Genomic DNA, 23556 nt, shown 5'->3' with positions numbered 1-23556 from the left:
TGTAGGCCCGGCAAGCAGAGCGCCGCCGGGCTTCACGCTTACTGCATCCCTAATACTCCCGGCAGCCACAGCGAAATCGCCGGGATATAGGTCACCATTGCCAGCACCACCAGCAGCATGGCGTAGAAGGGCATCATTGCCTTTACTACCGTTTCGATCTTCTGCTTGCTCACCGCGCTGGCAACAAACAGCACCGAGCCAACCGGCGGTGTGATCAGCCCGATCCCGAGATTAACCATCATGATCATGCCGAAGTGCACCGGATCGATCCCCAAAGAGTTGGTCACCGGCAGCAGCACCGGGGTCAGGATCAGGATCAGCGGGGCCATATCCATCAACGTGCCCACCAGCAGCAACATGATATTGAGATACATCAGAATGACGTACTTGTTATCCGACAGCGAGGTGAAGAACTCGGTGATGCGCACCGGCAGCTGCATATAGGTCATGACCGCGCCGAACGCTGCCGCAAAACCGATCAGGATCATCACGATGGTGACGGTCTTTACCGTACGGCACATCAGCTTCGGCAGCTCGCTCCACTTGTAGTCGCGGTAGATAAACATGGTCACGAAGAAGGCCCACAGGCAGGCCACCGCCGCCGACTCGGTGGCAGTAAAGATCCCCGACAGGATGCCGCCGAGAATGATCACTACCGTCATCAGCCCCCACAGGGCATCGAACAGGATCTTCAGCGCCTGCTTAAACGGGATCCGCTCCCCTTTCGGGTAGCCGCGCTTATGGGCAAAGCCAAGGCAGAGGATCATCAGGCACAGCCCGAGCAGCAGTCCCGGTAACACCCCAGCGATGAACAGGGTAGCGATAGAGACCGTGCCCCCCGCCGCCAGAGAGTAGATCACCGAGTTATGGCTGGGTGGAATGAGAATGGCCTGCACCGAGCCGCTGGCGGTCACCGCCGCCGCGTACTCACGCGGGTAGCCTTTCTTCTCCATCTCCGGGATCATCACGCTGCCTATAGAGGCCGTGTCCGCTACCGACGAGCCGGAAATCGCACCGAAAAAGGTCGAGGCGACGATATTCACCAGCGACAGGCCGCCGCGAATAAAGCCGACAAAGACGTAGGCAAAGTTAACCAGACGCCGGGCAATGCCCCCTTCCGCCATGATCGCGCCCGCCAGGATAAAGAACGGGATCGCCAGCAGGGTAAACTTGTTCACCCCGCTAGTGATCTGGATCATCAGCGCCTCAAGAGGCAGATCGATCCACAGCGCACCAGCGACCGCACTTAGCCCAACGGCGAAGGCCACCGGCATACCCAGCGCCAGCAAGATGGCGAGGGTGAACAACAAAACAAACGCATCCATCTTTCACCCCTTAAGTATGGTTACCGAGCAGCACGACCGGACGATTTTCCTGCGATCCAAACAGCAGGCGCTCAAGTACAAACAGGATCAGGATCGCCGACCCCAGCGGCAGCGGGAGATAGCTCTCCCCGGAGGTCAGGATCGGGAACTCGGCGACGGGCTGCTCCCACAGCTCCACGCACAGCCAGAAGCTGTACCAGAAAATGATCAGGGAGATCCCCAGCATCAGCAGATCCACCACCCGAGCGCACAGGGTCTGCAGCGCTGCGGGCAGCCGGTCGGTAAGCATGTTCACCGCAATGTGTGACCCGGCGCGGTAGCTGACCGCCGCGCCGATAAAGGTAAAGGTCACCATGCAGATAATGGCGATTGGCTCCGGCCAGGACTCACCGCGGTTAAGCACGTAGCGCGAGAAGATGCCAATGGGGATCACAATAGTCATCACCAGCAGCGCCGCGCCCGCTACGACCATCGCAAGCAGGTACAGACGGTCCATCCACTTCAGGTAGCGTTCGGACATACGTCCTCCACAAAACGGGTCTGATTTACTTAACGTCGGCGATGGCTTTCATCAGATCCTGATGCTTATCGCCATACTGGGCGCGCACCGGCTCTGTCGCTTTGATAAAGACCGATTTGTCGATGTCGTGGAACTGGACGCCGCCCGCCTTCATCTTGTCGAGCGCCTGCTGGTTATAGGCATTCCACAGCTTGCGCTGTTCAAACTGCGCTTCGCGGGCCAGGGTGAGGATTTTTTTCTGATCGTCAGCGCTGAGCTTGTCCCACTTCACTTTGGAGTAGAGCAGCATCTCTGGGGTAATGAAGTGGCCGCTGAGGGTGTAGTTTTTTGCCACCGGCATATAGTTGTGGGCCACAAAGGTCGGCGGGTTGTTCTCTGCTCCGTCAATCACACCGGTTTGCATGCCGCTGTAGACCTCGCTCACGCCCATCGCCACCGAGTTAGCTCCCATATCTTTCAGCGTGGCCAGCGCCACCGGGCTACCCTGCACGCGGATCTTTTTGCCCTTCAGGTCTTCTGGTTTGACAATCGGATCCTTGGTGATCAGGTTGCGGGTGCCGGAGTCCATCCAGCCGAGAAATACCAGCCTGGATTTCGGGTTGGCGGTGAGCTTCTCGCCGATCTGCTTGCCGATATCACCGTCGATAATTTTGTGCATGTGGTCTTCATCGCGGAAGACGTAGGGCAGCGTAAAGACTTCGATGTCCGGCAGGATCGCCGCCACCGGTGCCATGGAGACGCGGATGATGTCGATAGCGCCCATCTGCGCCTGCTCGATCATCTGCTTTTCATCCCCAAGTACGCCGCCAGGGAAGACTTTGATCTCCAGCTTACCGTCGGTTTGCTGTTTCAACTTTTCGCCCATCTGCTCTACGGCCACCACGTTGGGATAACCCTGCGGATGAACATCGGCAGCTTTGATGGTTTGAGCAGCAACAGAGGAGGCAAAAGCAGTCAGGCACAGAGCGGCTAACAACGGCTTCAAGGTCGTTTTCATTGAGTCAACTCCAGGGTAGTGAGGTAAGCGGCAAACAGCGTTTTATTTTTACGCTTAAAAACTACACTACGCCTGGAGAAGCAGAGGTGAAGCGGTTCACAAAAGTAATAAGATTGTGAAACGATGGTTCAATTATGTGACAACGGTAGTCCAAATGATGTTAATAAACGGTGTTATTGCCCTTTACGCAGCAGATAACGGTACGGCAGCGCCTCCACCTGCTGGGCGACCAGCTCGTGCTCCATAAAGCGGCAAAATCCGGGAATATCGCGCGTGGTAGCGGGATCGTCGGCGATAATCAGCAAGGTTTCCCCGGCCTGCATGGTGCGTACGGTTTTACGTACCATCATCACGGGTTCCGGGCAGCGCAGCCCCTGAGCGTCAAGGGTATGGTCTGGCGTAGTAAAGAGATCGGTCATTTTTAGCTCATTCCGTCAAAAACCGCTGTAGTTTACGCCGCGATCGTTGCAATGCAACCCATGTTAACGATTGCGTGCATTTTAACCATTGCAAAGTGGTGCTAAAGCAGTATGATGCGGCGGTTCAAATTGGGTTCCCTAACCCCAACTACTAAAAAGGTCACAATATGACGCAGTTCTCACAATCTCAGCGCATGAAAGCGCTGTTCTGGCTATCGCTTTTTCATCTGCTGGTGATCACCTCCAGCAACTACCTGGTACAGCTGCCGATCTCGGTGTTTGGTTTCCATACCACCTGGGGCGCGTTTAGCTTTCCCTTTATCTTCCTCGCCACCGACCTGACCGTGCGTATCTTTGGCGCACCGCTCGCCCGGCGGATCATCTTTGCCGTCATGATCCCGGCGCTGATTATCTCCTATATCGTCTCGTCGCTGTTTTATATGGGCAGCTGGCAGGGCTTTGGCGCGCTGACACACTTTAACCTGTTCGTCGCCCGCATCGCCGCCGCCAGCTTTATGGCGTACACCCTGGGGCAGATCCTCGACGTGCGCGTCTTTAACCGCCTGCGTCAGAATCGCCGCTGGTGGCTCGCCCCGACCGTCTCCACCGTGTTCGGTAACGCCAGTGATACCGTTGCCTTCTTCTTTATCGCCTTCTGGCGTAGCCCGGACGCGTTTATGGCCCAGCACTGGACCGAAATCGCGCTGGTGGACTACAGCTTTAAGGTGCTTATCAGCATTCTGTTCTTCCTGCCGATGTATGGCGTATTGCTGAATATGTGCCTGAAAAGGCTGGCGGATAAATCTGAAATTTCTGCGTTGCAGGCCAGTTAAAGGTACGCCTTCTAACTTGTGATAAGATGGGCCTATGAGCCGTTTTGGCCGTTTATCGAAAGGAAGAAGTCAATGCGCAATCTGGTTAAGTATGTCGGGATTGGCCTGCTGGTGTTAGGGCTGGCGGCCTGTGATAACAACGATGCGAAAACGCCTGCACAGGGTGCCGCGTCGGAGAGCAACGCGACCGGTCAGCCGGTGAGCCTGCTGGATGGCAAGGTGACCTTCTCCCTGCCTGCCGACATGAGCGATCAGAGCGGAAAGCTGGGTACCCAGGCGAATAATATGCACGTCTACTCCGACGCCACCGGCCAGAAAGCGGTGATTGTGATCGTTGGTGATACCACCAATGAAGAGCTGCCGGTGCTGACGAAACGTCTGGAAGAGCAGCAGCGCAGCCGCGATCCGCAGCTGCAGGTGGTGACCAATAAATCCATTGAGGTGAAAGGTCACACGCTGCAGCAGCTGGACAGCATCATCTCCGCAAAAGGCCAGACCGCCTGGTCCTCCGTGGTGCTGGGTAAGGTTGATGGCAAGCTGCTGACCATCCAGGTCACGCTGCCGGCAGAAAACCAGCAGCAGGCGCAGAGCGCAGCAGAGAATATTATCAACACTATCGTGATTAACTAATTGTTGATTAACTAATTGTATGTAACGCCCGGCGGCGCGCTGCTTGCCGGGCCTACGACTCGGAAACGGTCTCCATTGGAGGCCGTTTTTTTAACTGCCACGCCAGCAGCAACGCTACCGCTACCAGCCCAGCCGCCGCAATATAGATTGACGAGACGCCGGTCCACGCCATCAGCAGCCCGGCCGCCGGCCCGGTGATGCCCAGGGCCAGGTCCATAAACACCGTATAGGTCGCCAGCGCCGCGCCCTGATTCTGCTGCGGCACCGCTTTAACCGCCACGACGCCCAGCGCCGGGAAGACCAGCGAGAACCCCGCCCCCGCCAGCAGCACGCCGACTTTCGCCATCCAGGGCGCAGAGGCAAGGCCGGTGAGCATTAATCCCAGCGTCTCAACCGCAAAGCAGATCAGCGCCACGTTGAGGCCGCCTAACCGGCTGATGCTATTGGGGAAAAAGAGGCGTGCGCCGATAAATGCACAGCTAAAGAGCGTCAGGGCAAAGGCCGCACCATCCCAGCCTTTCGCATCGTAGAAAAGGGTAATAAAGGTAGCGATAACGCCAAATCCGGCAGAGCCCAGCGCCAGCGCCATGCCGTAGAGCCAGATCCGCCCCAGTACGTCGCGAAACGGCAGCGGCTTGCCTTTGCTCACCTTCACCGCCGGACGAGTCAGGGCAAAGAGGAACGCCACCAGCGCCACGGCCATGATAGTGAGGGACAGTCCGGTCAGGCCAACGTAGTGAAAGCAGAGCACGCCCAGCGGTGCGCCGAGCGCCATCGCGCCATAGGAGGCGATACCGTTCCAGGAGATGACCTTGCCGATGTGCAGCGACCCCACCGTGCCTACGCCCCAAAGCGTCGAGCCGGTACCGGCAAAGCTCTGACCTACGCCGAGGATCACCCTGCCGACGCAGAGCAGTGCCAGGCTGACGATGGGCCAGCCGCTGCCTATACTCGCCAGCAGGTAGCCGACGCCGCTCAGAAAGCAGCCGCACAGGCCAAAGAGCACGATCTTTTTTGGCCCCAGACTATCGGCATAGCGCCCGGCGTGCGGGCGGCTCAACAGCGTGGCGAAATATTGCAGGCTGATCACCAGCCCTGCCCAGAAGGCGCTAAACCCCATAACGTCGTGGACATAGCCCGGCAGTACGGCCAGCGGCAGACCAATAATGAAGTAACTTGCGAAGTTAAATATAACGACGGAGATAATGCGCAGGTTAAGGCGCACTCCGCTTAGCGCCGGGTCGGCGACGGGTTCAGGCATCAAGCTCACCAGTTTTACAGCGGTTCTTTACAGGAGTGTTTCACTATTACCACGGCGAGGCGTGAAAATCAGCCTTCACAATAAGATTATCCGTCTTAAACGAAGCCCCAACAAGGCACTACACTTAACGTGCACAGCGATAAAAGGAATTCAACATGCTCAACATATTGCCTGAAAAATCTGGTGATAAAGCAGGACTGCACATTCTTGTCAAACTGGCCGCGCTGGTGATTATCCTTGCGGGTATCCATGCGGCGGCCGATATTATCGTCCAGCTTCTGCTGGCGCTCTTCTTTGCTATCGTTCTTAATCCTCTGGTCACCTGGTTTTTACGTCGTGGAATTAAACGCCCCCTCGCAATAACTATCGTGGTGGTGGTGATGCTGGTGGTGCTTACCGCCCTGTTTGGCGTGCTCGCTGCTTCGACAACCGACTTTATTAATCTGCTACCGAAATATAACCGGGAGTTAACGCGCAAAATTGTCGCCCTCCAGCAGGCGCTGCCTTTTTTGAATCTGCACATCTCGCCGGAGCGTATGCTGCAGCGCATGGACTCCGATAAGATGATGACCTTCGCCACCACGCTGATGGCGCAGCTCTCTAACGCCATGGCCAGCGTCGTTCTGCTGGTGATGACGGTGGTGTTCATGCTGTTTGAAGTTCGCCACGTGCCCTACAAGCTGCGCTTCGCGCTGAATAATCCGCAGATCCACATTGCGGGCCTGCACCGGGCGTTGAAAGGCGTTTCGCACTATCTGGCGCTCAAGACACTCATTAGCCTGTGGACCGGGGTAATTATCTGGCTGGGGTTGATGCTGCTGGATGTTCAGTTTGCCCTGATGTGGGGCGTGCTGGCATTCCTGCTGAACTACGTGCCCAATATCGGTTCCGTGCTGTCGGCCATTCCGCCGATGATCCAGGCGCTGCTGTTCAACGGCTACTATGAATTTTTCATGGTCGGCGCGCTCTTCCTGGTGGTGCATATGCTGCTGGGCAACATCCTTGAACCGCGCATGATGGGCCACCGGCTGGGGATGTCTACGCTGGTGGTGTTCCTCTCGCTGCTGGTGTGGGGATGGCTGCTGGGACCGGTGGGCATGCTTCTCTCGGTCCCGCTCACCAGCGTGTGTAAAATCTGGATGGAGACCACCAAAGGGGGCAGCAAGCTGGCCATCCTGCTGGGTCCAGGACGGCCAAAGAGTAAGCTACCAGGGTAATCTTAGTCCTTTCCCGCCGCTTGCTGTGCTGGCGGCGGGAAAGCAGGCAAGGTCAATTTGATAGAGGCAATCTCGGGGATGCGTACCGCTGGCGTTCTTATATCCCGAAGCAGAACGTTGATATTGGTTGCCTGCGGATCAATCCTCTGAAGCAGTGAAAGGCGAAAGAAGATGTCTTTCAACCAGCTACATGGACTTAAATCAATAGCGAAAATTTTCAGGTACGCTTCTGCTTTAAAAACCAGATCGTAAAGCGTTACCGGATCGAAGCCAAACACGCTCTCTTTGTAGCAGTTGCGTAAGGTAGTTAATGATTCAGAAGGATGCAACGTACCTTGGGTTAAATAGCTACGCTGAAAATAGTCCTCTACCTGAACAAACTTGTCTAATAGAGGCAATGCATAAAGACCTGCTCCGCTCAGTAGCTGGTTAAATTCTTTTAGCGCCATAGTAAAAGCCAAGTTAGGTTGGCTTATCTCGATACGTAAGCTGGGATTGAAACCAGTCGTACCTTCTACCTGAATAATGTCACAGTATCGGTCATCCTGTAGACCCAGCACGGTCTCAACCAACGTAAAGGTCATGGCATAGCGCGTATTTACGGCGATAAATTTCAGTAACCCATTGTAGTGACGCGGAGATCTTTTTATCTGCAAATTATGAAATATCCCGACTAGCAGAATGGCAATGATACGAGAAAGCAATGGCTGTTTATGTTCGTCGCGGATCTGCCGCAGCGTCAGAAGGTACTCCTTGCTCTCTTCGCTAACGTTCAGGGCAAAATATTTTCTTAGATAGCTGTTTAGGCGTTGCAGGTTAAATTGCCAGCTAGCTGCACCAATATGAACAGAGGGAGAAAAAACATATTTTAGAAGCGCGTTAATCCGTGTTTTAGACTGTGAAATATGTTCCTCAATGCCTCGGTCTTGGTGAAATAGCGTAATCCATGCCTGTAGCGCTTCATGGCGCTTTGCGTGGCCAAGCCAGCGGCAGCGTAAGAAGAAGTCTGCTGCTCTTCCCAGCCGTAACGCATCGTCTTGTGGAAAGCTGTTAATTACATCGAGGTAGAGCGTACGATCCGGAAGCACCAGCGTGAGTAATCCATACTGCAGTTCCGCCATTTTGGCTTCATCTTCAGTCATATCAAGAGGATTTGCCACAATTTGCTGGAGTAACATCAATATATCGCTCTGGCAAATTGTCGCTACTTCTCGATCAAGCAGGATTTTCTTGGGTAGCGTACCGCGCAGACTTTTAAAAATATTTCTAACAAAAAGGCCCGCCAGCTGAAAAGTTTTATACTGCTCGGCAATGTCGTACACATCTTCAGAACTAAGATGTTCTCCCCTCAATCGTCTATTACTTTCTTTAATCTCTCGTTCGATCTCTTCAAGACTTTCAGAGCAGCCCACCCGGCAGAAAGTAAACTCTTTCGCTATGGAATTTCGATCGGCATTATCTTTAAGCGCCTTGCCAAAAGAGAACGGGATAATTTTCTTAAGTTGCCTGGCTAAGTGCACGTGCAGCGCATGATCAGGATCCTCAATTAACGCCTCAAAAAGTGCAAGAATCACCCTCAGTAAAATCCGCTCTTCACGGTGAATTTCTAAGGGCTGCAAGATATGCGCAAGTTGGCGGAGATAGGGCAGCATAAAGAAAAAGAAAAGACGCTCATTAAATTTTTCTTCAGGATATTCAACTGTTAACTCGCTTTGCCAAAGCTGGTTAATCAGCAGTTCAATTTGCTCAAGGTAACCTGTAATAAGCGGCCACGCCCGAGACTGGTAACCCTGACAAAAGAGCTCAACAAGCCGGGTTTTTATTAACTCGTCGCGGGCTACCTGCTGCTCCGCAATAAGCAGCGTTACGGCGTTAAGATTCTTATCAATCAGACCCAGCCATGCGCCCACTTCTGAAAAAAATGCATGGCTATCAGGAAACGCCTCTCGCATAAAAACCTTTTTTATCAATTGGATAAGTGAAAAAGATACTTTATTTTTTAACCACCTGATTTTTGCATAGTCCGCAGCCTTAGGCAATCTGCCACCATAGTCATGCGTTGTTAGCTACGGCTTTCGATACACTAACCCTAATTATTTATCTGGAGGCAGAGAATGGAAGATATCACCGATTCGCTTAAAAATGCTGTAGGTCAGCTGGCAAATGTGCTGGAATCCAGTCAAAACAAATATAACCGTGCCATGTACGATTCCCAGCCGCCGCAGATCCAGAAAACGATTCTGCAAAATTGCTATGACAACGGTATGCCCGCAAAAAAAATCGCCATTATGACCGGCGTTCCGTTGAGCACTGTTTATAGCAAGATTAAAGCCCGTTGAGAGAACATACGCAGCACCTGATGAGGCAGGTGCTGCCATGCTTAATGGTTAGACGATGATTTCTACGGGGCTGCCTCCGTCCGGTGAGCCTACTTCAGGTTTTCCGGGAAGTTCTCTGGCAGCTCGCTGGCTGCACAGTCGATGACGCTGTCGTTATTTGCCCCGCAGTCGCGTACAAAGGTGATGGTCGCGAACTCATCGATCACCTCCGTTGGGTAGGCAGGCCCCGCCTCGCGATATGACTCCATAAGCGGAATATGATCGTTCTGGAAACAGACGGTTTTTTCCGGATTGTTTATGACCCAGCGCGGGAAGAAGATCGTCCCGTGGAACAGCCGGTCACCGAGGTTAACAATCAAGCTAACGTCGGTGCCGGTCGGCTCGGTCCAGGAAATTTTGTAGGTGCTCTCACCCACCCGCACGATCCAGGCATGCTGATCTTTCACCCAGCGATTGCCAACAATCCCGCTATGAATACGGTAGTCCAGCGTCGACTCGTTTTTCACATAAATCTCGTAATTCCAGCCGTTGTCGTAGGTGTAAACCAGGTGTTTACCGACAAATCCACTCAGATCGTGTTTATCAAAGCTGTTCATTTTTTACCTCCTTCATGTGATAGAGATAGCGTACCGCTGCAAATTATGGATTAATAACGCTGATTTTGGATGGAATTAATTAACTTTTTAGATAATTTATGCACAAGACAACCCTGGAGCAGTGGTCACTGCTGGAAAAAGTGATTGAGCTGGGCAGCTTTGCCAAAGCCGCCGAAGAGACGCATCGCAGCCAGTCATCGGTGAGCTACAACCTGGCGCTGTTGCAAGAGCGTTTGGGCATCGCGCTGCTCGTGCCGGAAGGGCGACGCGCTGTGTTAACGCCTGCCGGGGAGCTGCTGTTAACCCAGGTTAAGCCCTTGCTGAAGGCCTTTGCCTATGTCGAAACGCGTGCGTCAACCTTGCGTAACGGTATGCGCACTCGCCTTGATTTGGTGGTCGACAGCATCTTTCCCCGCAGCCATCTGTTTGCCATCTTGCGTCAGTTTCAGCAGCGCTACCCCCAAACGCAGGTGCATCTCACCGAAGCCCAGGAAAACGTTGCCCTACCCGCGCACAGTGAAGCCGACGTGATGATCCTGCCGCGCCGTCAGGATATGACCGGACGCGGGGAGTGGCTGATGAACGTAGATTTCATCGCCGTGGCCCACCGCGATCATCCGCTCTTTGCATTGAGTACGTTAGATGACGAAACGCTCTCTGCCTGGCCGCTGATCCGCATCGCCGGGAGTGACAGTGCTCAGCAGTCCACCAGCGAAGCCTGGACCTTCTCAACCATCGATGCCGCGATTGACGCAGTGATGTATCAGGTGGGGTATGGCTGGCTACCGGAAGAGCGGATCCGCGAGCAGCTGGAGGCGGGCGTCTTAAAAACGCTGCCCCTCGGCCATGGCGTGCGCCGCGCTACGCCCCTGCACCTGATTGTAAAGAAAGACTTAATGCCGATGGATGAACAGGTGAAGACGCTACTGAAACTCCTGACCTCTGCTAAGTAGCGTCTATGCTTAACGTTCAATAACGACATCTACGGGAGCAAACGATGAAGATTGATTTAACGGGCAAAGTTGCGCTGGTGACGGCGTCTACCGCCGGGATTGGATTTGCGATTGCGCGCGGGCTGGCGGAGAGCGGTGCGGAAGTGATCCTCAACGGCCGCAGCCAGGAGAGCGTGAACCAGGGCATTCAGCAGCTGCAGCAGGCGGTGCCGGGTGTAGAGGTGCGCGCCACTATCGCCGATCTCAGCACGCCTGAAGGCGTTGAATCAGTACTGAAAACCGCCGCGTCCGTGGATATCCTGGTTAATAATGCAGGCATCTATGGCCCGTCCGATTTCAGCGCCACCGACGACGCCACCTGGGATACGTACTGGCAGACCAACGTCATGTCCGGCGTTCGCCTGGCGCGTGCCCTGCTGCCGGGGATGGTGAAGAAGGGCTGGGGTCGGGTGGTCTTTATCTCTTCTGAATCGGCGCTTAACATTCCGGCGGATATGATCCACTACGGCGTGACCAAAACGGCGCAGCTCTCCCTGGCGCGCGGGCTGGCAAAATACGTTTCGGGCAGCGGCGTGACGGTCAACAGCGTGCTGCCGGGCCCAACGCTTTCCGACGGCTTTGCCGCCATGATGCAGAGCGAAATAGACAAAACCGGCAAATCGCTGGAGACGGTCGCCACCGAGTTTGTGAAAGCCAACCGTCCCACCTCAGTGATCCAGCGGGCCGCCACGGTGGATGAAGTCGCCAATATGGTGGTTTACGTCTGCTCAACCCAGGCCTCGGCGACCTCCGGCGCGGCGCTGCGCGTCGACGGTGGCGTGGTAGACGATATTGTATAACCCAGCGTGGAGACGCGTTATGCCTATGCAAATCTCACGCTGTGTGCTGGCCGCCCTGCTCTTCAGCGGAGCGGCTGCGGCAGCAGAGTACGGTGAACACCTGGAGGGTTTTAGCTACCCCTGGGAACTCAAAAAGTTTGATTTTCAGTCGCAGAAACAGCCGCTCAGCATGGGCTACATGGATCTTCAGGCGGATAAACCCAACGGTCATACGGTCGTGCTCCTGCACGGTAAAAACTTCTGCGCCGCCACCTGGGAGGAGACGATCCGCGTCCTGCACGATGCCGGGTATCGGGTCGTCGCCCCGGATCAGATTGGCTTCTGCACCTCTACCAAGCCCGCCAGCTATCAGTACAGCTTCCAGCAGCTGGCGCGCAATACCCATCAGCTGCTGGACTCGCTGGGGATCAAGAAAGCTACGGTGATAGGCCACTCTACCGGCGGGATGCTGGCCACCCGCTACGCCCTGATGTACCCGCAGCAGACCGAGAAGCTGGTGATGGTCAACCCCATCGGCCTTGAGGACTGGAAAGCCAAAGGCGTGCCCTACCGCAGCGTTGACGAATGGTATCAGCGGGAGCTAAAAACCAGCGCCCAGAGCATCAAAGCCTATGAGCAGAAGACCTACTACATGGGCAACTGGAAGCCGGAGTATGACAGGTGGGTCGATATGCTGGCCGGGCTAAGCAACGGGCCGGGTAAGGAGCGCGTAGCGTGGAACTCTGCCCTGCTCTACGACATGATCGCTACTCAGCCAGTAGTCTATGAGTTTAAGGATCTGCGGGTACCGACGACGCTGTTTATCGGCACCGGGGATACTACCGCCCCAGGCAGCGATACCGCGCCGCCGGAGGTGAAAAAGGCCGTGGGTAACTATAGCGTGCTGGGCAAAGAGGCCGCGAAGCAGATCCCTGGCGCGACGCTGATAGAGTTTGACGGCATGGGCCACGCCCCGCAGATGGAAGATCCGGCGCGCTTTCACGCGGCATTGCTTAAAGATTTACGATCGTAATCTGGAGCGGGTGAGTTAAGGGAGTAAAATATGTTTTTTATCTGGACGCTGATACCCGCTCTGTACGTGATAGCGCGGTTTATTCTGCCGCTGTCGCTGCCGATGTGGGTACGCGCAGGATTGGCGCTGGTGCTGCTGGTGGCGGGCGAATTTCACCTGCTGGGCAAGCTGTTCTTCGGCAGTATGTTCTCCCCCGAATGGCCTGAGCCGGTGATGATCGCCCAGGGCTGGCTGTTTGGTTCTATCGTGATGTTTGCCGGGCTGCTGCTGGTGCGCGACGTCGTCGCCCTGCTACTGAAGTGGCTGCTGCGTAAGCGTCTGCCGCAAACCTCATCCGGCGTAGCGCTGATGGTGGTTGCGCTGGTGCTGTCGGGCATCGGCGTGAAACAGGCGATTGAGATCCCGGCGGTGCGCACCGTCGAGGTAAATTTTCCCGATCTGCCCCCCGCCTTTGAAGGTTTTAAAATTGTCCAGCTGACGGATATCCACGCCAGCCGCCTGCTGCCGAGGGCATGGGTAGAGCAGGTAGTGGCGAAAGCTAACCGGCTCAATCCTGACCTGGTGGTGCTGACCGGGGATATGTCCGACGGCACGGTGGACCGCCGCTTTAAGGATGTCGAGCCGCTCTCCCGGCTCCAGGCCAAAAGCGGTCTCTATGCCATTACCGGCAACCATGAGTACTACTTTGACTATGTCGGGTGGATGAAGATTTACCGCCAGCTGAAGATCCCTTTTCTGCAAAACAGCCACGTGCGCATTACGCGCGGCGATGAGTCTATCGTGCTGGCGGGCGTCAACGACGAAGCAGCCCAGCGCGTCGAGGAGACGGGCCCGGACCTTGAGCAGGCGCTAAAGGGCGTTCGTCCCGATGACAGCATTATCCTGCTCGATCACCGTCCGGGTTCGGCCCACGACAACGCCAGGCACAACGTGAAGCTACAGCTCTCCGGCCATACACACGGCGGGATGATCCGCGGGCTAGATCTGCTTGTCAGTCCGGCAAACAACGGCTTTGTCTCCGGGCGCTATCAGGTGGGGAATATGATCCTCTATGTCAGCAACGGCACGGGCCTTTGGAACGGCTTCCCGCTGCGGCTGGGTCACCCGTCGGAGATCACCGAGCTGATCCTGCACCGCAGCGCGGCTCGATGACTGTTATAAAATTGTAACAATAATTACTTAGTCTGACGGCGTCACTTTACTCTCTGGTTAACCAAAGGACGCCGTCGTGAGCAGACCGTTAAAATCCCTATTCAAAAAAGAACATAGCGAAGAGATCAGTAACCGCAGCGCCAACCCGGTATTTTCAGACGTCGCAAACGTCTTTCTCTCCCGCCGCCGCCTGTTGCAGATGGGCGTGGTCGCGGGCGCGGCGGTCTCCTTCCCGCTGCTGGTCAAACCCGAGTCGGCCTTTGCCGCCGTTGGCCGCCCTTCCGCACTGGCTAAGGCAGTCTCGCTGGGGTTCACCAGCATCCCCGTCTCTTCTGAAGATACGGTGATTGTACCAGAGGGTTATATCGCACGGCCGTTCTATCGCTGGGGCGAGCCGGTGGGTCTGAAGGATGCGATGCCCGCGTTCAAGACCGACGGCAGCAACACCACCGACGAGCAGGCAGCCCAGGCGGGCATGCACCATGACGGCATGGCGTGGTTTAGCCTGCCGCAGGGCGGAGACAGTTCCGATCATGGCCTGCTGGCGATGAACCATGAGTACATTGATAACGGGATGCTGTTCAAGGATGGCGACGCCAACTGGGATCTCAACAAAGCCCGCAAGGGGCAGAACGCGATGGGCATCTCGGTTATCGAAGTGCAGAAGCGCGGCGAAGGCTGGCAGGTGGTGCGCCCCTCCTCATTCGCCCGCCGCATCACCGTTAACACTCCAATGCAGCTCACCGGTCCGGCGCGCCATCAGCCGCTGATGAAAACTGCCGCCGATCCGCAGGGGGAGCAGGTGCTGGGCACCATGCAGAACTGCGCCAACGGCCACACGCCGTGGGGAACCTACCTCACCTGCGAAGAGAACTGGTCTGATATTTTTGTGAAGAAGGCGGATCGCAACGCGCTGGAGAAGCGCTACGGCATTGGCGACAAAGATGACTCCTATCGCTGGAACGAGGTGGACGAACGCTTCAGCGTGGATAAAACCCCGAACGAGCCGAACCGCTTTGGCTGGGTAGTGGAGATCGACCCTTACGATCCGACCTCCACACCGCGCAAGCATACGGCGCTGGGCCGCTTCAAGCACGAAGGGGCAATGGTCACCCTCGCCGCAGACAACCGCGTGGTGGTCTACATGGGCGACGACCAGAAGTTTGAGTACATCTACAAGTTTGTCTCGGACAAAAAGTACGATCCGGCTAACCGCCAATCCAGCATGGATCTGCTCACCTCTGGCACGCTCTACGTGGCGAAATTTAACGAGGACGGTAGCGGCAGCTGGCTCCCACTGGTCTTTGGCGAGAACGGTCTCGATCAGAGCCACGGCTTCGAAAGCCAGGGCGATATGCTGATCAAAACCCGTCTTGCCGCGGACGTTGTGGGCGCGACCAAAATGGACCGCCCCGAGTGGATCACCGTCGATCCGAACACCCCCGGCAGCGTCTACTGCACCCTGACCAACAACAGCGATCGCGGTAAAGAGGGCAAGGCCCCGGTCGATGCTGCCAACCCGCGCGCAAACAACCAGTTTGGTCACATCATGCACTGGCTGGAAGAGAACAACGATCCGGCGTCAGGGCGTTTTAAGTGGGATATTCTGGTGATGGCGGGCCGCACCGACGGCAACGATGCGCAGGCCAAAGGCTCCATGCAGGGAGCCGCGTTTGGTAGCCCAGATGGTCTCTCTTTCGACCATCGTGGCGTGCTGTGGATCCAGACCGACGTCTCCTCCAGCACCATTAACCAGAAAGCCTACGCTGATATGGGTAACAACCAGATGGTGGCTACCATTCCGGGCACCAACGAGTATCGTCGCTTCCTCACCGGGCCGCGCGGCTGCGAGATCACCGGCATCGCCTTTACGCCGGATAACCGGACGCTGTTTATTAATATTCAGCACCCTGGCGAAGTAGGCGATGGGATTACCGACCCGGCGAATCCGCGCGCGGTGTCGAACTGGCCGGATGCCGACCCCAACGGCCGCCCGCGCTCTTCAACAGTGGTCATTGTGAAGGCCGACGGCGGGCTGATAGGAAGCTAATACCGTCCCTGAGCTTGCTTTAACTGCTGTACCTGAACGCATTAAATTCCAGATGTGGCAACATGTCTGGAATTTTTACTCTTTGGGTAGAGAGGCATTTTTAGTGCCGCATCAATAAATGCCCTTTCTTCTTTATAAATTTATATGCTTTATAAGCGGGCCTAAGAGGCATAAATATATATAATATGATAACCCCAAAAAATAGAGTAATTGAATAAGATACAAGATTTTGTTGAGTGCCGTTGCATGCCGTATAGATCCACCCCAACACGAGTATCATTATGATTACTAAGGAAACGATAAATCGCTTCCTTAGCTGAGAAAGCAGCCAATAGTACGGATAGCCTTCCTTTTCAGCATGTTGCCGAAGAGCTAAAACCTCTTTTCCTGTAAAGCCTTCTTTTAATAAAAGCCTTTCGACTTCAGCGCTATCCATGCTCGCTTCCACTTATCGGTTAATTGCTTTTTATACTATAACTACAGGTTTGATCTAATACCAGCCCGGATGAATACAGAATCTAAGTTATAATAACCGCCTGTTTGATGCCGTAAAGGAGACCCGCGAAATGGACATATCGATAAAAGAGAGCATTATCCCGATTATTTCCGCAACGGTGGCGATAATCTCCATGCTCATAGCCAGACGATCGCTGGCGCAGAGTAAGGTCAGCGCCCGTCTGGCCAGCTATAACGCGCGCGGCAGCTACGATGTTTTCCTGACAAAAGACAGCCGATTTAAACGCTCTTTTGGCGATGCGAATCACCAGGTCAAAATCTATAGTTCAGTGCTGTCTGGCACTATCGATTTTGATTATGAAATCAATATTGTGGCAATAAACGGCGGTATTTACCGGGCGCAGCTGTTTGAAAATATAGAAAAGCGGGAATACATCGGGATCAGCACCACCGGCCCTGAGTTAAGAACCTCCATCCCTAAACACAGCCCGCCCAAAGAGTATGCTAATCAAGGCCGGGTCTCTTTTTATGGCACACCGCTCTTTCCCTACTTTTCCGCAGCAGGCCGCGAGGGTAATGCCGATGAGCAGGATGCCATCCAGCTTAACCGTTATCATCAGTATATTGAGATCAGTGATTTTTGCGGCAACACAGAAATTTGGTACCTGGCGTTTTCACTGCACCTCTCCAGGCAGGAAGGTGACTTTAATAAGGCGGAGGGGTGGCGAGCGCTCGCTAAAGACAGGACACCCTATAAATACTACCGGTTCGCCGCTGTCACCATCGTCTCCCCTAAAGACCTGCCGAAAAACCTTGATGCCGCACTGACCCCACAGCAAACGCTGGAGGAGATTAGGGGCAGTGAAGCGTCATGGCAGCCCTCAGCGCAGCTAAGCGAGGGTGGCTGGGAGGCGATGAATAATAAACTCAAGCTCTATGAGATGCGGGAGTACTACCGCTTCATTAAAAGGATTAAGGACAATTTATAATAAAAAAAAGCCGACGACATCGCTGCCGTCGGCTTTTTTCACGTCTGATGCAATCAGGCGTTATGCAGCTGCTGCCCGCAGGCGATCACGCTTGCCAGCAGAACTTTTACGTCCTCCAGGCAAACGACAGGGTTCAGCAGGGTCAGCTTCAGACAGGTGACGCCGTCAGCCTCCGTTACGCCCACGTTCGCCGCCCCGGAGGCCAGCAACGCATCGCCGATACGCTGGTTCAGCAGCGCAACGCCTGCGGTGTCGCCGTTTTGCGGACGGAAACGGAACAGCACGCTAGCCAGCTGCGGCTGCATGACCAGCTCCAGCTGCGGCTGCTCCACCACAAACTGCGCCACCTGCTGCGCCAGGGTCACACCGTTATCAATGATTTCGGCATACTGCTTTTTACCCAGCGCTTCCAGACCCATCCACAGCTTCAAGGCATCGAAACGGCGGGTGGTTTGCAGAGACTTGGATACCAGGTTCGGCACGCCCTGCTCTTCGTCGAAGTCAGAGTTCAGGTACGCCGCCTGGTAACGCATCAGCTGATAGTGACGCGCATCTTTCAGCAGGAATGCGCCACAGCTGATGGTCTGGAAGAACTGTTTGTGGAAGTCGAGCGTGACGGAGTCCGCGAGTTCCAGGCCGTTCAGGAAGTGACGATACTTCTCAGACAGCAGCAGTGCGCCACCCCAGGCTGCATCCACGTGCACCCAGATCTGCTCTTCAGCCGCCAGCGCGGCGATGTCAGCCAACGGATCGATCGCGCCTGCATCGGTAGTGCCGGCGGTGGCCACAATGGCCATCACCTGCTCACCGTTGGCTTTCGCCTGGGCCAGCTTCTCTTTGAGATCGTTGAGATCCATACGCGAGAATTGATCGGTTTTCACCAGCGTCACGGACTGGTAGCCCAGCCCCATCAGCGCCATGTTCTTCTGCACAGAGAAGTGTGCGTTTTCGGAACATAACACTTTAATTTTGCTGAGATTACCGGTCAGGCCGTGCTGCTGAACGGAGTGCCCCTGGCGAGCGAAAAAGGCATCGCGCGCCAGCATCAGGCCCATCAGGTTGCTCTGCGTACCGCCGCTGGTAAAGACCCCGGCGTCGCCCGCTGTGTAACCGACCTGCTCACGCAGCCACTCAATCAGCTTGATCTCAATGATGGTCGCCGATGGGCTCTGGTCCCAGGAGTCCATGCTCTGGTTGGTGGCGTTGATCAGCACTTCCGCCGCCTGGCTAATCACCAGGCTCGGACAGTGCAGATGCGCCACACACTGCGGATGGTGCACAGAGAGGCTGTCTTTGAGGAAATACTCCACGGCGCGCTCAATGGCGGCCTGGTTGCCCAGGCCCTGAGCAGTAAACTCTAAATTGATGCGCTCACGAAGTTCCGCAACGGTTTTGCCCTGGTACATCTCAGGCTGCTTGAGCCACTGCACCACCGCTTGCGTACTCTGCTCAATCGCTTCCTGATAGGCGGCGATACTCTGCGCGGAACCAGAGAGAATCGGATTTAGATCAGACATGTGCTCATTTGCTCCGATTAAACAGGCTTCACGCCCGCGCTCAGCAGCGCGTTTTCAAATTTATCGAGGAAGATCCCCAGCTCTTCTTTGCTGATCAGCAAAGAAGGCAGCAGACGCAGTACGCAACCGCCACGGCCGCCGCGCTCAAGGATCAGGCCCGCTTCGAAGCATTTTTTCTGCAGCAGCGCAGAGAGTTCGCCGTCCGCCGGGTAGCAGCCCATATGATCCTGCGCTTCCTGCGGTTTAACGATCTCAATACCGATCATCAGGCCCAGGCCGCGTACGTGTCCGATCACCGGGAAGCGTTTCTGCATCTCAGCCAGCTGGCCCTTCAGCCATTCGCCCTGCTCAGCAACTTTATCGGCAATACGCTCTTCTTTCAGGATCTTAAGCGTGGTGAGGCCGGTGGCCATTGCCAGCTGGTTGCCACGGAACGTACCAGTATGGTGACCCGGTGCCCAGGCATCGAACTGCTTTTTAATGCCCAGCACGGCCAGCGGTAAACCGCCGCCTACCGCTTTGGACATCACGATAATGTCTGGCTCGATACCGGCGTGCTCGAAGGCGAAGAATTTACCGGTACGGGCAAAGCCCGCCTGAACTTCGTCAAGGATCAGCAGAATGCCGTGTTCCTGCGTGACTTTACGGATGCGTTGCAGCCACTCGGCCGGAGCCGGGTTCACGCCGCCTTCACCCTGCACCGCTTCGAGGATCACAGCAGCAGGTTTGCGCACGCCGCTCTCAACGTCGTTGATCAGGTTTTCGAAGTAGTAGGTCAGCGCTTTCACGCCAGCGTCGCCGCCGATACCCAGCGGGCAGCGGTACTGGTGCGGGTAAGGCATAAACTGCACTTCCGGCATCATGCCGTTAACCGCTTCTTTCGGCGACAGGTTACCGGTTACGGAGAGCGCGCCATGCGTCATGCCGTGGTAGCCGCCGGAGAAGCTGATCACGCCAGAACGGCCGGTCACTTTTTTCGCCAGCTTCAGCGCCGCTTCAACGGCATCCGCGCCGGAAGGGCCGGTGAACTGCAGGCAGTACTCTTTGCCCTGACCCGGCAGCAGCGAGAGCAGATAAGCAGAGAACTCATCTTTTAACGGCGTGGTCAGATCAAGCGTATGTAACGGTAAGCCACTGGTAAGGACGCTTTGGATGCTTTGGATCACATCAGGGTGATTATGGCCCAGCGCCAGCGTTCCGGCGCCTGCAAGACAGTCAAGGTATTGTTTATTATCTGCATCGGTGATCCAGACGCCCTGCGCTTTGGTAATTGCTAATGGCAATTTACGCGGATAGCTTCTGACGTTGGATTCGAACTCAGCCTGTCTGGCGAGAAGGGTCTCATTGCTTTGCGGGAATGAATCAGCACTCAAAGAATCAATACGGACTTTATCCGTCATCATATCTCTCCTACAACCTGGAGTTGTTTCAACACCGGTTGAATAAGGGTTTAAGGGGGGGTAAAAATCGCGGCTAATATATGTGTTTTCAGCAGCGGACTCAATCTTTTATTTTTTGTGGGCTTTTATGTAAATTTCTATGAAAATCAATGACAAAAAATGTTTTTACACCGGTTTAACGTAAACGTTGAAGAAAATATCGATTCAGCGGGTTAAATCACTTACTATGCCCGCGTTTAAAATCCCAAACCTATAAGGAAGACCTTATTTAACTATTCATGCGATCCCACCCCGGTAACCTGTGAGAGGCAATAAGAGCAGGTTCCTGAGTTTTAAGTAGAAATGTTCGCGGGCGGACATTTCGTAAGGTGAAGACCTCTTCCCTTATGCCGAAATGAAAATTTTCATGCCATACCGATATGGCGCCCTGATATGAGATTGTTATGACTCACACTTATCCACACATCATCGTCGCTAAATTTGGCGGAACCAGCGTTGCTGACTTTGACGCGATGAGCCGCAGTGCCACCCTCGTTCTTGCTGATCAAAACGTTCGTCTGGTTGTGTTGTCTGCTTCCGCAGGCGTGACCAACCTGTTAGTCGAACTCGCTTCCGGTCTGGAAAGCCCCGTTCGGCTGGACAAAATTGCGACCCTGCGCGCCCTGCAATACAACATTATTTCACGCCTGAAACAGCCAGACGCCATTGGTCAAGAGATTGACCGTTTGCTCGACAACATCAGCCGCCTGGCTGAAGACGCTGTCAATTCCCCTTCAGCCGCGCTGTGCGATGAGCTGGTCAGCCATGGAGAGATGATGTCCTCCCTGCTGTTTGTGGAAGTCTTGCGTGAACGTGAAGAAGTCGAGACGCAGTGGTTTGATGCGCGCAAAGTTATTCGCACCGATGATACGTTTGGCTGTGCCGTGCCGGCCATCGACGTCATTGCCGAGCAGGCGGAAAAACGCCTACGCCCGCGTATTGCTCAGGCGCTGATAGTGACCCAAGGCTTTATTGGCAGCGACGCGGCAGGGCATACCACCACGCTCGGTCGCGGCGGCAGTGACTACACCGCCTCCCTGCTGGCCGAAGCGCTCAATGCCTCACGTGTGGATATCTGGACCGATGTTGCCGGGATCTATACCACCGATCCCCGAATTGTGGCCCAGGCAAAACGTATTGATAACCTTTCGTTCTCCGAAGCCAGAGAGATGGCAACCCTGGGTGCGAAAGTGCTGCACCCGGCGACGCTGCTCCCCGCCATACGCAAAAATATTCCGGTATTCGTCGGGGCCAGCAATAATCCGTCAGCGGGCGGCACGCTGGTTCTTCGCGACGCGTTGGAACCCTCGCGCTATCGCGCCCTGGCTGTGCGCCGTCAGCAAACGCTGCTGACGCTATCCAGCCTGAACGCGCAGCCGACACACCGCTTTTTAGCGGAGACGTTTGCGATTTTATCGCGCCATGAAACGGCAATGGACCTGGTGACCACCTCGGAGACGAGCATCGCGCTGATCCTCAACTCTACCGGCTCGACCTCAGGCGAGGTCGATGCGCTGACTACTGCCCTGCTTACCGAGCTGTCGTCGCACTGCCACGTTGAGATCGAGACCGGGCTGGCGCTCGTCTCGTTGATTGGCAACGCGCTGGCGAAGGAAGCCGCGGTGTGCAAAGAGGTCTTTGCCGCGCTGGAGACGCACGCCGTGCGCATGATTTGCCACGGGGCGTCCAACCAAAGCCTCGGTTTCCTGCTGCCAGCGGCATCTGCGGACAGCGCGGTGAAAGCGTTACACAGCAGGTTGTTGGAATAACGGCTAACGCGTTAGTTTTGTTCTACCAGCGCCTGTGCACAGGCCCAGGCGCTTGACCATGCCCACTGGAAGTTATACCCCCCCAGCCAGCCGGTAACGTCCATTACCTCACCGATAAAGTAGAGTCCCGGTACGTTGCGCGCCTCCATGGTACGCGACGACAGCGCGTGGGTATCGACACCGCCGAGCGTCACCTCTGCCGTGCGGTAGCCCTCGGTGCCGTTGGGCTGCACGCGCCAGCGGGTAAGGTTATCCACCAGAGTCTGCTGTTCACGGCTGTTAAGCTGCTTCAGGGTCACATCCGGGATCTGCCCAAGCTGCTGCAGACACTCAATAAGCCGTTTCGGCAGCTGCATCGCCAGGGTGTTCTTCAGACTCTGGTTCGGGTGAGCGATGCGCTGGTCGTTGAGGAACGCATCCAGATCGCACTCCGGCAGCATGTTGATAGTGACAAACTCGCCGGGCTGCCAGTAGCTGGAGATTTGCAGCACCGCCGGGCCGGAGAGGCCGCGATGGGTAAAGAGCAGGCTCTCACGGAACAGGGTTCCGTCTTCTGCAGTGATGACCGAGGGCACCGACACGCCGGAGAGGAGCGACAGCTGCTCCAGCAGCGGCTTGTGCAGGGTGAACGGCACCAGGCCCGCCCGCGTGGGCAGCACTTTCAGGCCAAACTGTTCGGCAATTTTATAGCCAAACGGCGATGCGCCCAGGCCAGGCATCGACAGGCCGCCGCTGGCGATCACCAGCTTGTTGGTTATGACGCTTTCACCGTTGAGCTGTAGCGTATAGCCTGCGTCGTCGCGAGTGACGTCGAGCACTTCGCTGCGCAGACGGGTGGTGACATTGCCCTTTGTGCATTCTGCCACCAGCAGATCAACAATCTGCTGCGCGGAGTCATCGCAGAAAAGTTGGCCCAGCGTCTTCTCATGCCAGGCTATACCGTGCTTGCCGACCAGTTCGATGAAATCCCACTGGGTATAGCGCGCCAGTGCAGATTTGCAAAAATGCGGGTTCTGGCTCAGATAGGCCGCCGGTTCGACATAAAGGTTAGTAAAGTTGCAGCGACCGCCGCCAGACATAAGAATCTTACGTCCGGGTTTCTTACCATTGTCCAGCAACAGTACCCGGCAGCCCGCCTGTCCGGCTATCGCCGCACAGAACATCCCCGCCGCGCCAGCCCCAATGATAACGGCATCAAACCTTTCCACACTGCATTCCTCTTCGCTAATCCGGCGCGGATTGT

The 23556-nt window shown here is 55.5% G+C and carries 22 protein-coding genes; 11 read left to right on the top strand and 11 right to left on the bottom strand.

All coding sequences use genetic code 11. The annotated features are described in order from the left end of the window. Positions 1 to 38: 38 nt before the first annotated feature. From WFN61_RS17280 to tusA, 4 genes are all read right to left on the bottom strand, one after another. Positions 39 to 1325: a TRAP transporter large permease gene (locus WFN61_RS17280; protein ID WP_257758722.1), complete on the bottom strand. Its 1287-nt coding sequence runs from the start codon at positions 1323 to 1325 to the stop codon at positions 39 to 41. Positions 1326 to 1335: 10 nt separating this feature from the next. Further along, positions 1336 to 1845, bottom strand: a complete 510-nt coding sequence (locus WFN61_RS17275; RefSeq protein WP_257758723.1) for a TRAP transporter small permease — start codon at positions 1843 to 1845, stop codon at positions 1336 to 1338. Between the two features lie 25 nt (positions 1846 to 1870). After that, positions 1871 to 2842: a TRAP transporter substrate-binding protein gene (locus WFN61_RS17270; RefSeq protein ID WP_144817989.1), complete on the bottom strand. Its 972-nt coding sequence runs from the start codon at positions 2840 to 2842 to the stop codon at positions 1871 to 1873. Between the two features lie 173 nt (positions 2843 to 3015). Then, entirely contained in the window at positions 3016 to 3261 is a 246-nt protein-coding gene (tusA, locus tag WFN61_RS17265) for a sulfurtransferase TusA (protein ID WP_154056941.1), read from the bottom strand. A gap of 167 nt (positions 3262 to 3428) precedes the next feature. Between tusA and WFN61_RS17260 the strand changes: the two genes are divergently transcribed. Continuing rightward, entirely contained in the window at positions 3429 to 4094 is a 666-nt protein-coding gene (locus WFN61_RS17260; protein WP_144817988.1) for a 7-cyano-7-deazaguanine/7-aminomethyl-7-deazaguanine transporter, read from the top strand. Positions 4095 to 4166: 72 nt separating this feature from the next. After that, the gene (locus tag WFN61_RS17255; protein WP_144817987.1) at positions 4167 to 4724 is read left to right on the top strand and encodes a DcrB family lipoprotein; all 558 of its coding nucleotides are present in this window, start codon (positions 4167 to 4169) and stop codon (positions 4722 to 4724) included. Between the two features lie 52 nt (positions 4725 to 4776). Here WFN61_RS17255 and WFN61_RS17250 read toward each other — a convergent pair whose 3' ends face one another. Next, the gene (locus WFN61_RS17250; RefSeq protein ID WP_238082549.1) at positions 4777 to 5985 is read right to left on the bottom strand and encodes an MFS transporter; all 1209 of its coding nucleotides are present in this window, start codon (positions 5983 to 5985) and stop codon (positions 4777 to 4779) included. A 155-nt stretch (positions 5986 to 6140) separates the two neighbouring features. Between WFN61_RS17250 and WFN61_RS17245 the strand changes: the two genes are divergently transcribed. After that, positions 6141 to 7202, top strand: coding sequence for an AI-2E family transporter (locus WFN61_RS17245; protein ID WP_257758724.1), 1062 nt, complete (start codon positions 6141 to 6143; stop codon positions 7200 to 7202). A 2-nt stretch (positions 7203 to 7204) separates the two neighbouring features. On the opposite strand, the gene WFN61_RS17240 is transcribed toward WFN61_RS17245, so the two are convergent. Next, positions 7205 to 9241 carry a hypothetical protein gene (locus WFN61_RS17240; protein WP_257758725.1) on the bottom strand — a complete coding sequence of 679 codons (2037 nt, stop codon included), beginning with the start codon at positions 9239 to 9241 and terminating at the stop codon, positions 7205 to 7207. Between the two features lie 75 nt (positions 9242 to 9316). On the opposite strand from WFN61_RS17240, the gene WFN61_RS17235 reads away from it, so the two are divergent. Beyond that, positions 9317 to 9541 carry a hypothetical protein gene (locus WFN61_RS17235; RefSeq protein WP_257758726.1) on the top strand — a complete coding sequence of 75 codons (225 nt, stop codon included), beginning with the start codon at positions 9317 to 9319 and terminating at the stop codon, positions 9539 to 9541. Between the two features lie 89 nt (positions 9542 to 9630). Here WFN61_RS17235 and WFN61_RS17230 read toward each other — a convergent pair whose 3' ends face one another. Beyond that, complete coding sequence (locus tag WFN61_RS17230) at positions 9631 to 10137, bottom strand: phenolic acid decarboxylase (protein WP_144817984.1); 507 nt, start codon at positions 10135 to 10137, stop codon at positions 9631 to 9633. A gap of 98 nt (positions 10138 to 10235) precedes the next feature. Between WFN61_RS17230 and WFN61_RS17225 the strand changes: the two genes are divergently transcribed. From WFN61_RS17225 to WFN61_RS17205, 5 genes are all read left to right on the top strand, one after another. After that, positions 10236 to 11090, top strand: coding sequence for a LysR family transcriptional regulator (locus WFN61_RS17225; RefSeq protein ID WP_144817983.1), 855 nt, complete (start codon positions 10236 to 10238; stop codon positions 11088 to 11090). A gap of 44 nt (positions 11091 to 11134) precedes the next feature. Continuing rightward, positions 11135 to 11929, top strand: coding sequence for an SDR family NAD(P)-dependent oxidoreductase (locus WFN61_RS17220; protein ID WP_312272622.1), 795 nt, complete (start codon positions 11135 to 11137; stop codon positions 11927 to 11929). A 19-nt stretch (positions 11930 to 11948) separates the two neighbouring features. Further along, positions 11949 to 12941, top strand: coding sequence for an alpha/beta fold hydrolase (locus WFN61_RS17215; protein WP_312235028.1), 993 nt, complete (start codon positions 11949 to 11951; stop codon positions 12939 to 12941). Positions 12942 to 12971: 30 nt separating this feature from the next. Next, positions 12972 to 14093, top strand: coding sequence for a metallophosphoesterase (locus WFN61_RS17210; protein WP_144817980.1), 1122 nt, complete (start codon positions 12972 to 12974; stop codon positions 14091 to 14093). A 76-nt stretch (positions 14094 to 14169) separates the two neighbouring features. Then, positions 14170 to 16143: a PhoX family protein gene (locus tag WFN61_RS17205; RefSeq protein WP_144817979.1), complete on the top strand. Its 1974-nt coding sequence runs from the start codon at positions 14170 to 14172 to the stop codon at positions 16141 to 16143. Between the two features lie 100 nt (positions 16144 to 16243). Here the strand turns inward: WFN61_RS17205 and WFN61_RS17200 are convergent, their stop codons facing one another. Beyond that, positions 16244 to 16579 carry a hypothetical protein gene (locus tag WFN61_RS17200; RefSeq protein WP_222889317.1) on the bottom strand — a complete coding sequence of 112 codons (336 nt, stop codon included), beginning with the start codon at positions 16577 to 16579 and terminating at the stop codon, positions 16244 to 16246. A gap of 130 nt (positions 16580 to 16709) precedes the next feature. On the opposite strand from WFN61_RS17200, the gene WFN61_RS17195 reads away from it, so the two are divergent. Next, complete coding sequence (locus tag WFN61_RS17195; RefSeq protein WP_337038986.1) at positions 16710 to 17588, top strand: hypothetical protein; 879 nt, start codon at positions 16710 to 16712, stop codon at positions 17586 to 17588. 53 nt (positions 17589 to 17641) lie between these two features. Here the strand turns inward: WFN61_RS17195 and WFN61_RS17190 are convergent, their stop codons facing one another. Both WFN61_RS17190 and WFN61_RS17185 read right to left on the bottom strand, forming a co-directional pair. After that, positions 17642 to 19105, bottom strand: coding sequence for a pyridoxal phosphate-dependent decarboxylase family protein (locus tag WFN61_RS17190; protein ID WP_144817974.1), 1464 nt, complete (start codon positions 19103 to 19105; stop codon positions 17642 to 17644). 17 nt (positions 19106 to 19122) lie between these two features. Beyond that, a complete protein-coding gene (locus WFN61_RS17185; protein ID WP_257758732.1) occupies positions 19123 to 20508 on the bottom strand; it encodes a diaminobutyrate--2-oxoglutarate transaminase in 1386 nt (461 codons plus the stop codon). Positions 20509 to 20948: 440 nt separating this feature from the next. On the opposite strand from WFN61_RS17185, the gene lysC reads away from it, so the two are divergent. Continuing rightward, positions 20949 to 22313, top strand: coding sequence for a lysine-sensitive aspartokinase 3 (gene lysC, locus WFN61_RS17180; protein ID WP_144817972.1), 1365 nt, complete (start codon positions 20949 to 20951; stop codon positions 22311 to 22313). An 11-nt stretch (positions 22314 to 22324) separates the two neighbouring features. Here the strand turns inward: lysC and WFN61_RS17175 are convergent, their stop codons facing one another. Continuing rightward, positions 22325 to 23521, bottom strand: a complete 1197-nt coding sequence (locus tag WFN61_RS17175) for an NAD(P)/FAD-dependent oxidoreductase (RefSeq protein WP_337038985.1) — start codon at positions 23519 to 23521, stop codon at positions 22325 to 22327. Positions 23522 to 23556: the final 35 nt, after the last annotated feature.

Origin of the sequence: Pseudescherichia sp. AS216, from assembly GCF_037152055.1 — a bacterium.
In the GTDB taxonomy this organism is placed as follows: Bacteria; Pseudomonadota; Gammaproteobacteria; order Enterobacterales; family Enterobacteriaceae; genus Pseudescherichia.
This window is presented reverse-complemented; position numbering and strand designations above follow the sequence as displayed.

Coding starts and splice junctions, on each gene's coding strand:
- WFN61_RS17280 (WP_257758722.1), bottom strand. CDS start 1,325: ATGGATGCGTTTGTTTTGTTGTTCACCCTCGCCATCTTGCTGGCGCTG.
- WFN61_RS17275 (WP_257758723.1), bottom strand. CDS start 1,845: ATGTCCGAACGCTACCTGAAGTGGATGGACCGTCTGTACCTGCTTGCG.
- WFN61_RS17270 (WP_144817989.1), bottom strand. CDS start 2,842: ATGAAAACGACCTTGAAGCCGTTGTTAGCCGCTCTGTGCCTGACTGCT.
- tusA (WP_154056941.1), bottom strand. CDS start 3,261: ATGACCGATCTCTTTACTACGCCAGACCATACCCTTGACGCTCAGGGG.
- WFN61_RS17260 (WP_144817988.1), top strand. CDS start 3,429: ATGACGCAGTTCTCACAATCTCAGCGCATGAAAGCGCTGTTCTGGCTA.
- WFN61_RS17255 (WP_144817987.1), top strand. CDS start 4,167: ATGCGCAATCTGGTTAAGTATGTCGGGATTGGCCTGCTGGTGTTAGGG.
- WFN61_RS17250 (WP_238082549.1), bottom strand. CDS start 5,985: ATGCCTGAACCCGTCGCCGACCCGGCGCTAAGCGGAGTGCGCCTTAAC.
- WFN61_RS17245 (WP_257758724.1), top strand. CDS start 6,141: ATGCTCAACATATTGCCTGAAAAATCTGGTGATAAAGCAGGACTGCAC.
- WFN61_RS17235 (WP_257758726.1), top strand. CDS start 9,317: ATGGAAGATATCACCGATTCGCTTAAAAATGCTGTAGGTCAGCTGGCA.
- WFN61_RS17230 (WP_144817984.1), bottom strand. CDS start 10,137: ATGAACAGCTTTGATAAACACGATCTGAGTGGATTTGTCGGTAAACAC.
- WFN61_RS17225 (WP_144817983.1), top strand. CDS start 10,236: ATGCACAAGACAACCCTGGAGCAGTGGTCACTGCTGGAAAAAGTGATT.
- WFN61_RS17220 (WP_312272622.1), top strand. CDS start 11,135: ATGAAGATTGATTTAACGGGCAAAGTTGCGCTGGTGACGGCGTCTACC.
- WFN61_RS17215 (WP_312235028.1), top strand. CDS start 11,949: ATGCCTATGCAAATCTCACGCTGTGTGCTGGCCGCCCTGCTCTTCAGC.
- WFN61_RS17210 (WP_144817980.1), top strand. CDS start 12,972: ATGTTTTTTATCTGGACGCTGATACCCGCTCTGTACGTGATAGCGCGG.
- WFN61_RS17200 (WP_222889317.1), bottom strand. CDS start 16,579: ATGGATAGCGCTGAAGTCGAAAGGCTTTTATTAAAAGAAGGCTTTACA.
- WFN61_RS17195 (WP_337038986.1), top strand. CDS start 16,710: ATGGACATATCGATAAAAGAGAGCATTATCCCGATTATTTCCGCAACG.
- WFN61_RS17190 (WP_144817974.1), bottom strand. CDS start 19,105: ATGTCTGATCTAAATCCGATTCTCTCTGGTTCCGCGCAGAGTATCGCC.
- WFN61_RS17185 (WP_257758732.1), bottom strand. CDS start 20,508: ATGATGACGGATAAAGTCCGTATTGATTCTTTGAGTGCTGATTCATTC.
- lysC (WP_144817972.1), top strand. CDS start 20,949: ATGACTCACACTTATCCACACATCATCGTCGCTAAATTTGGCGGAACC.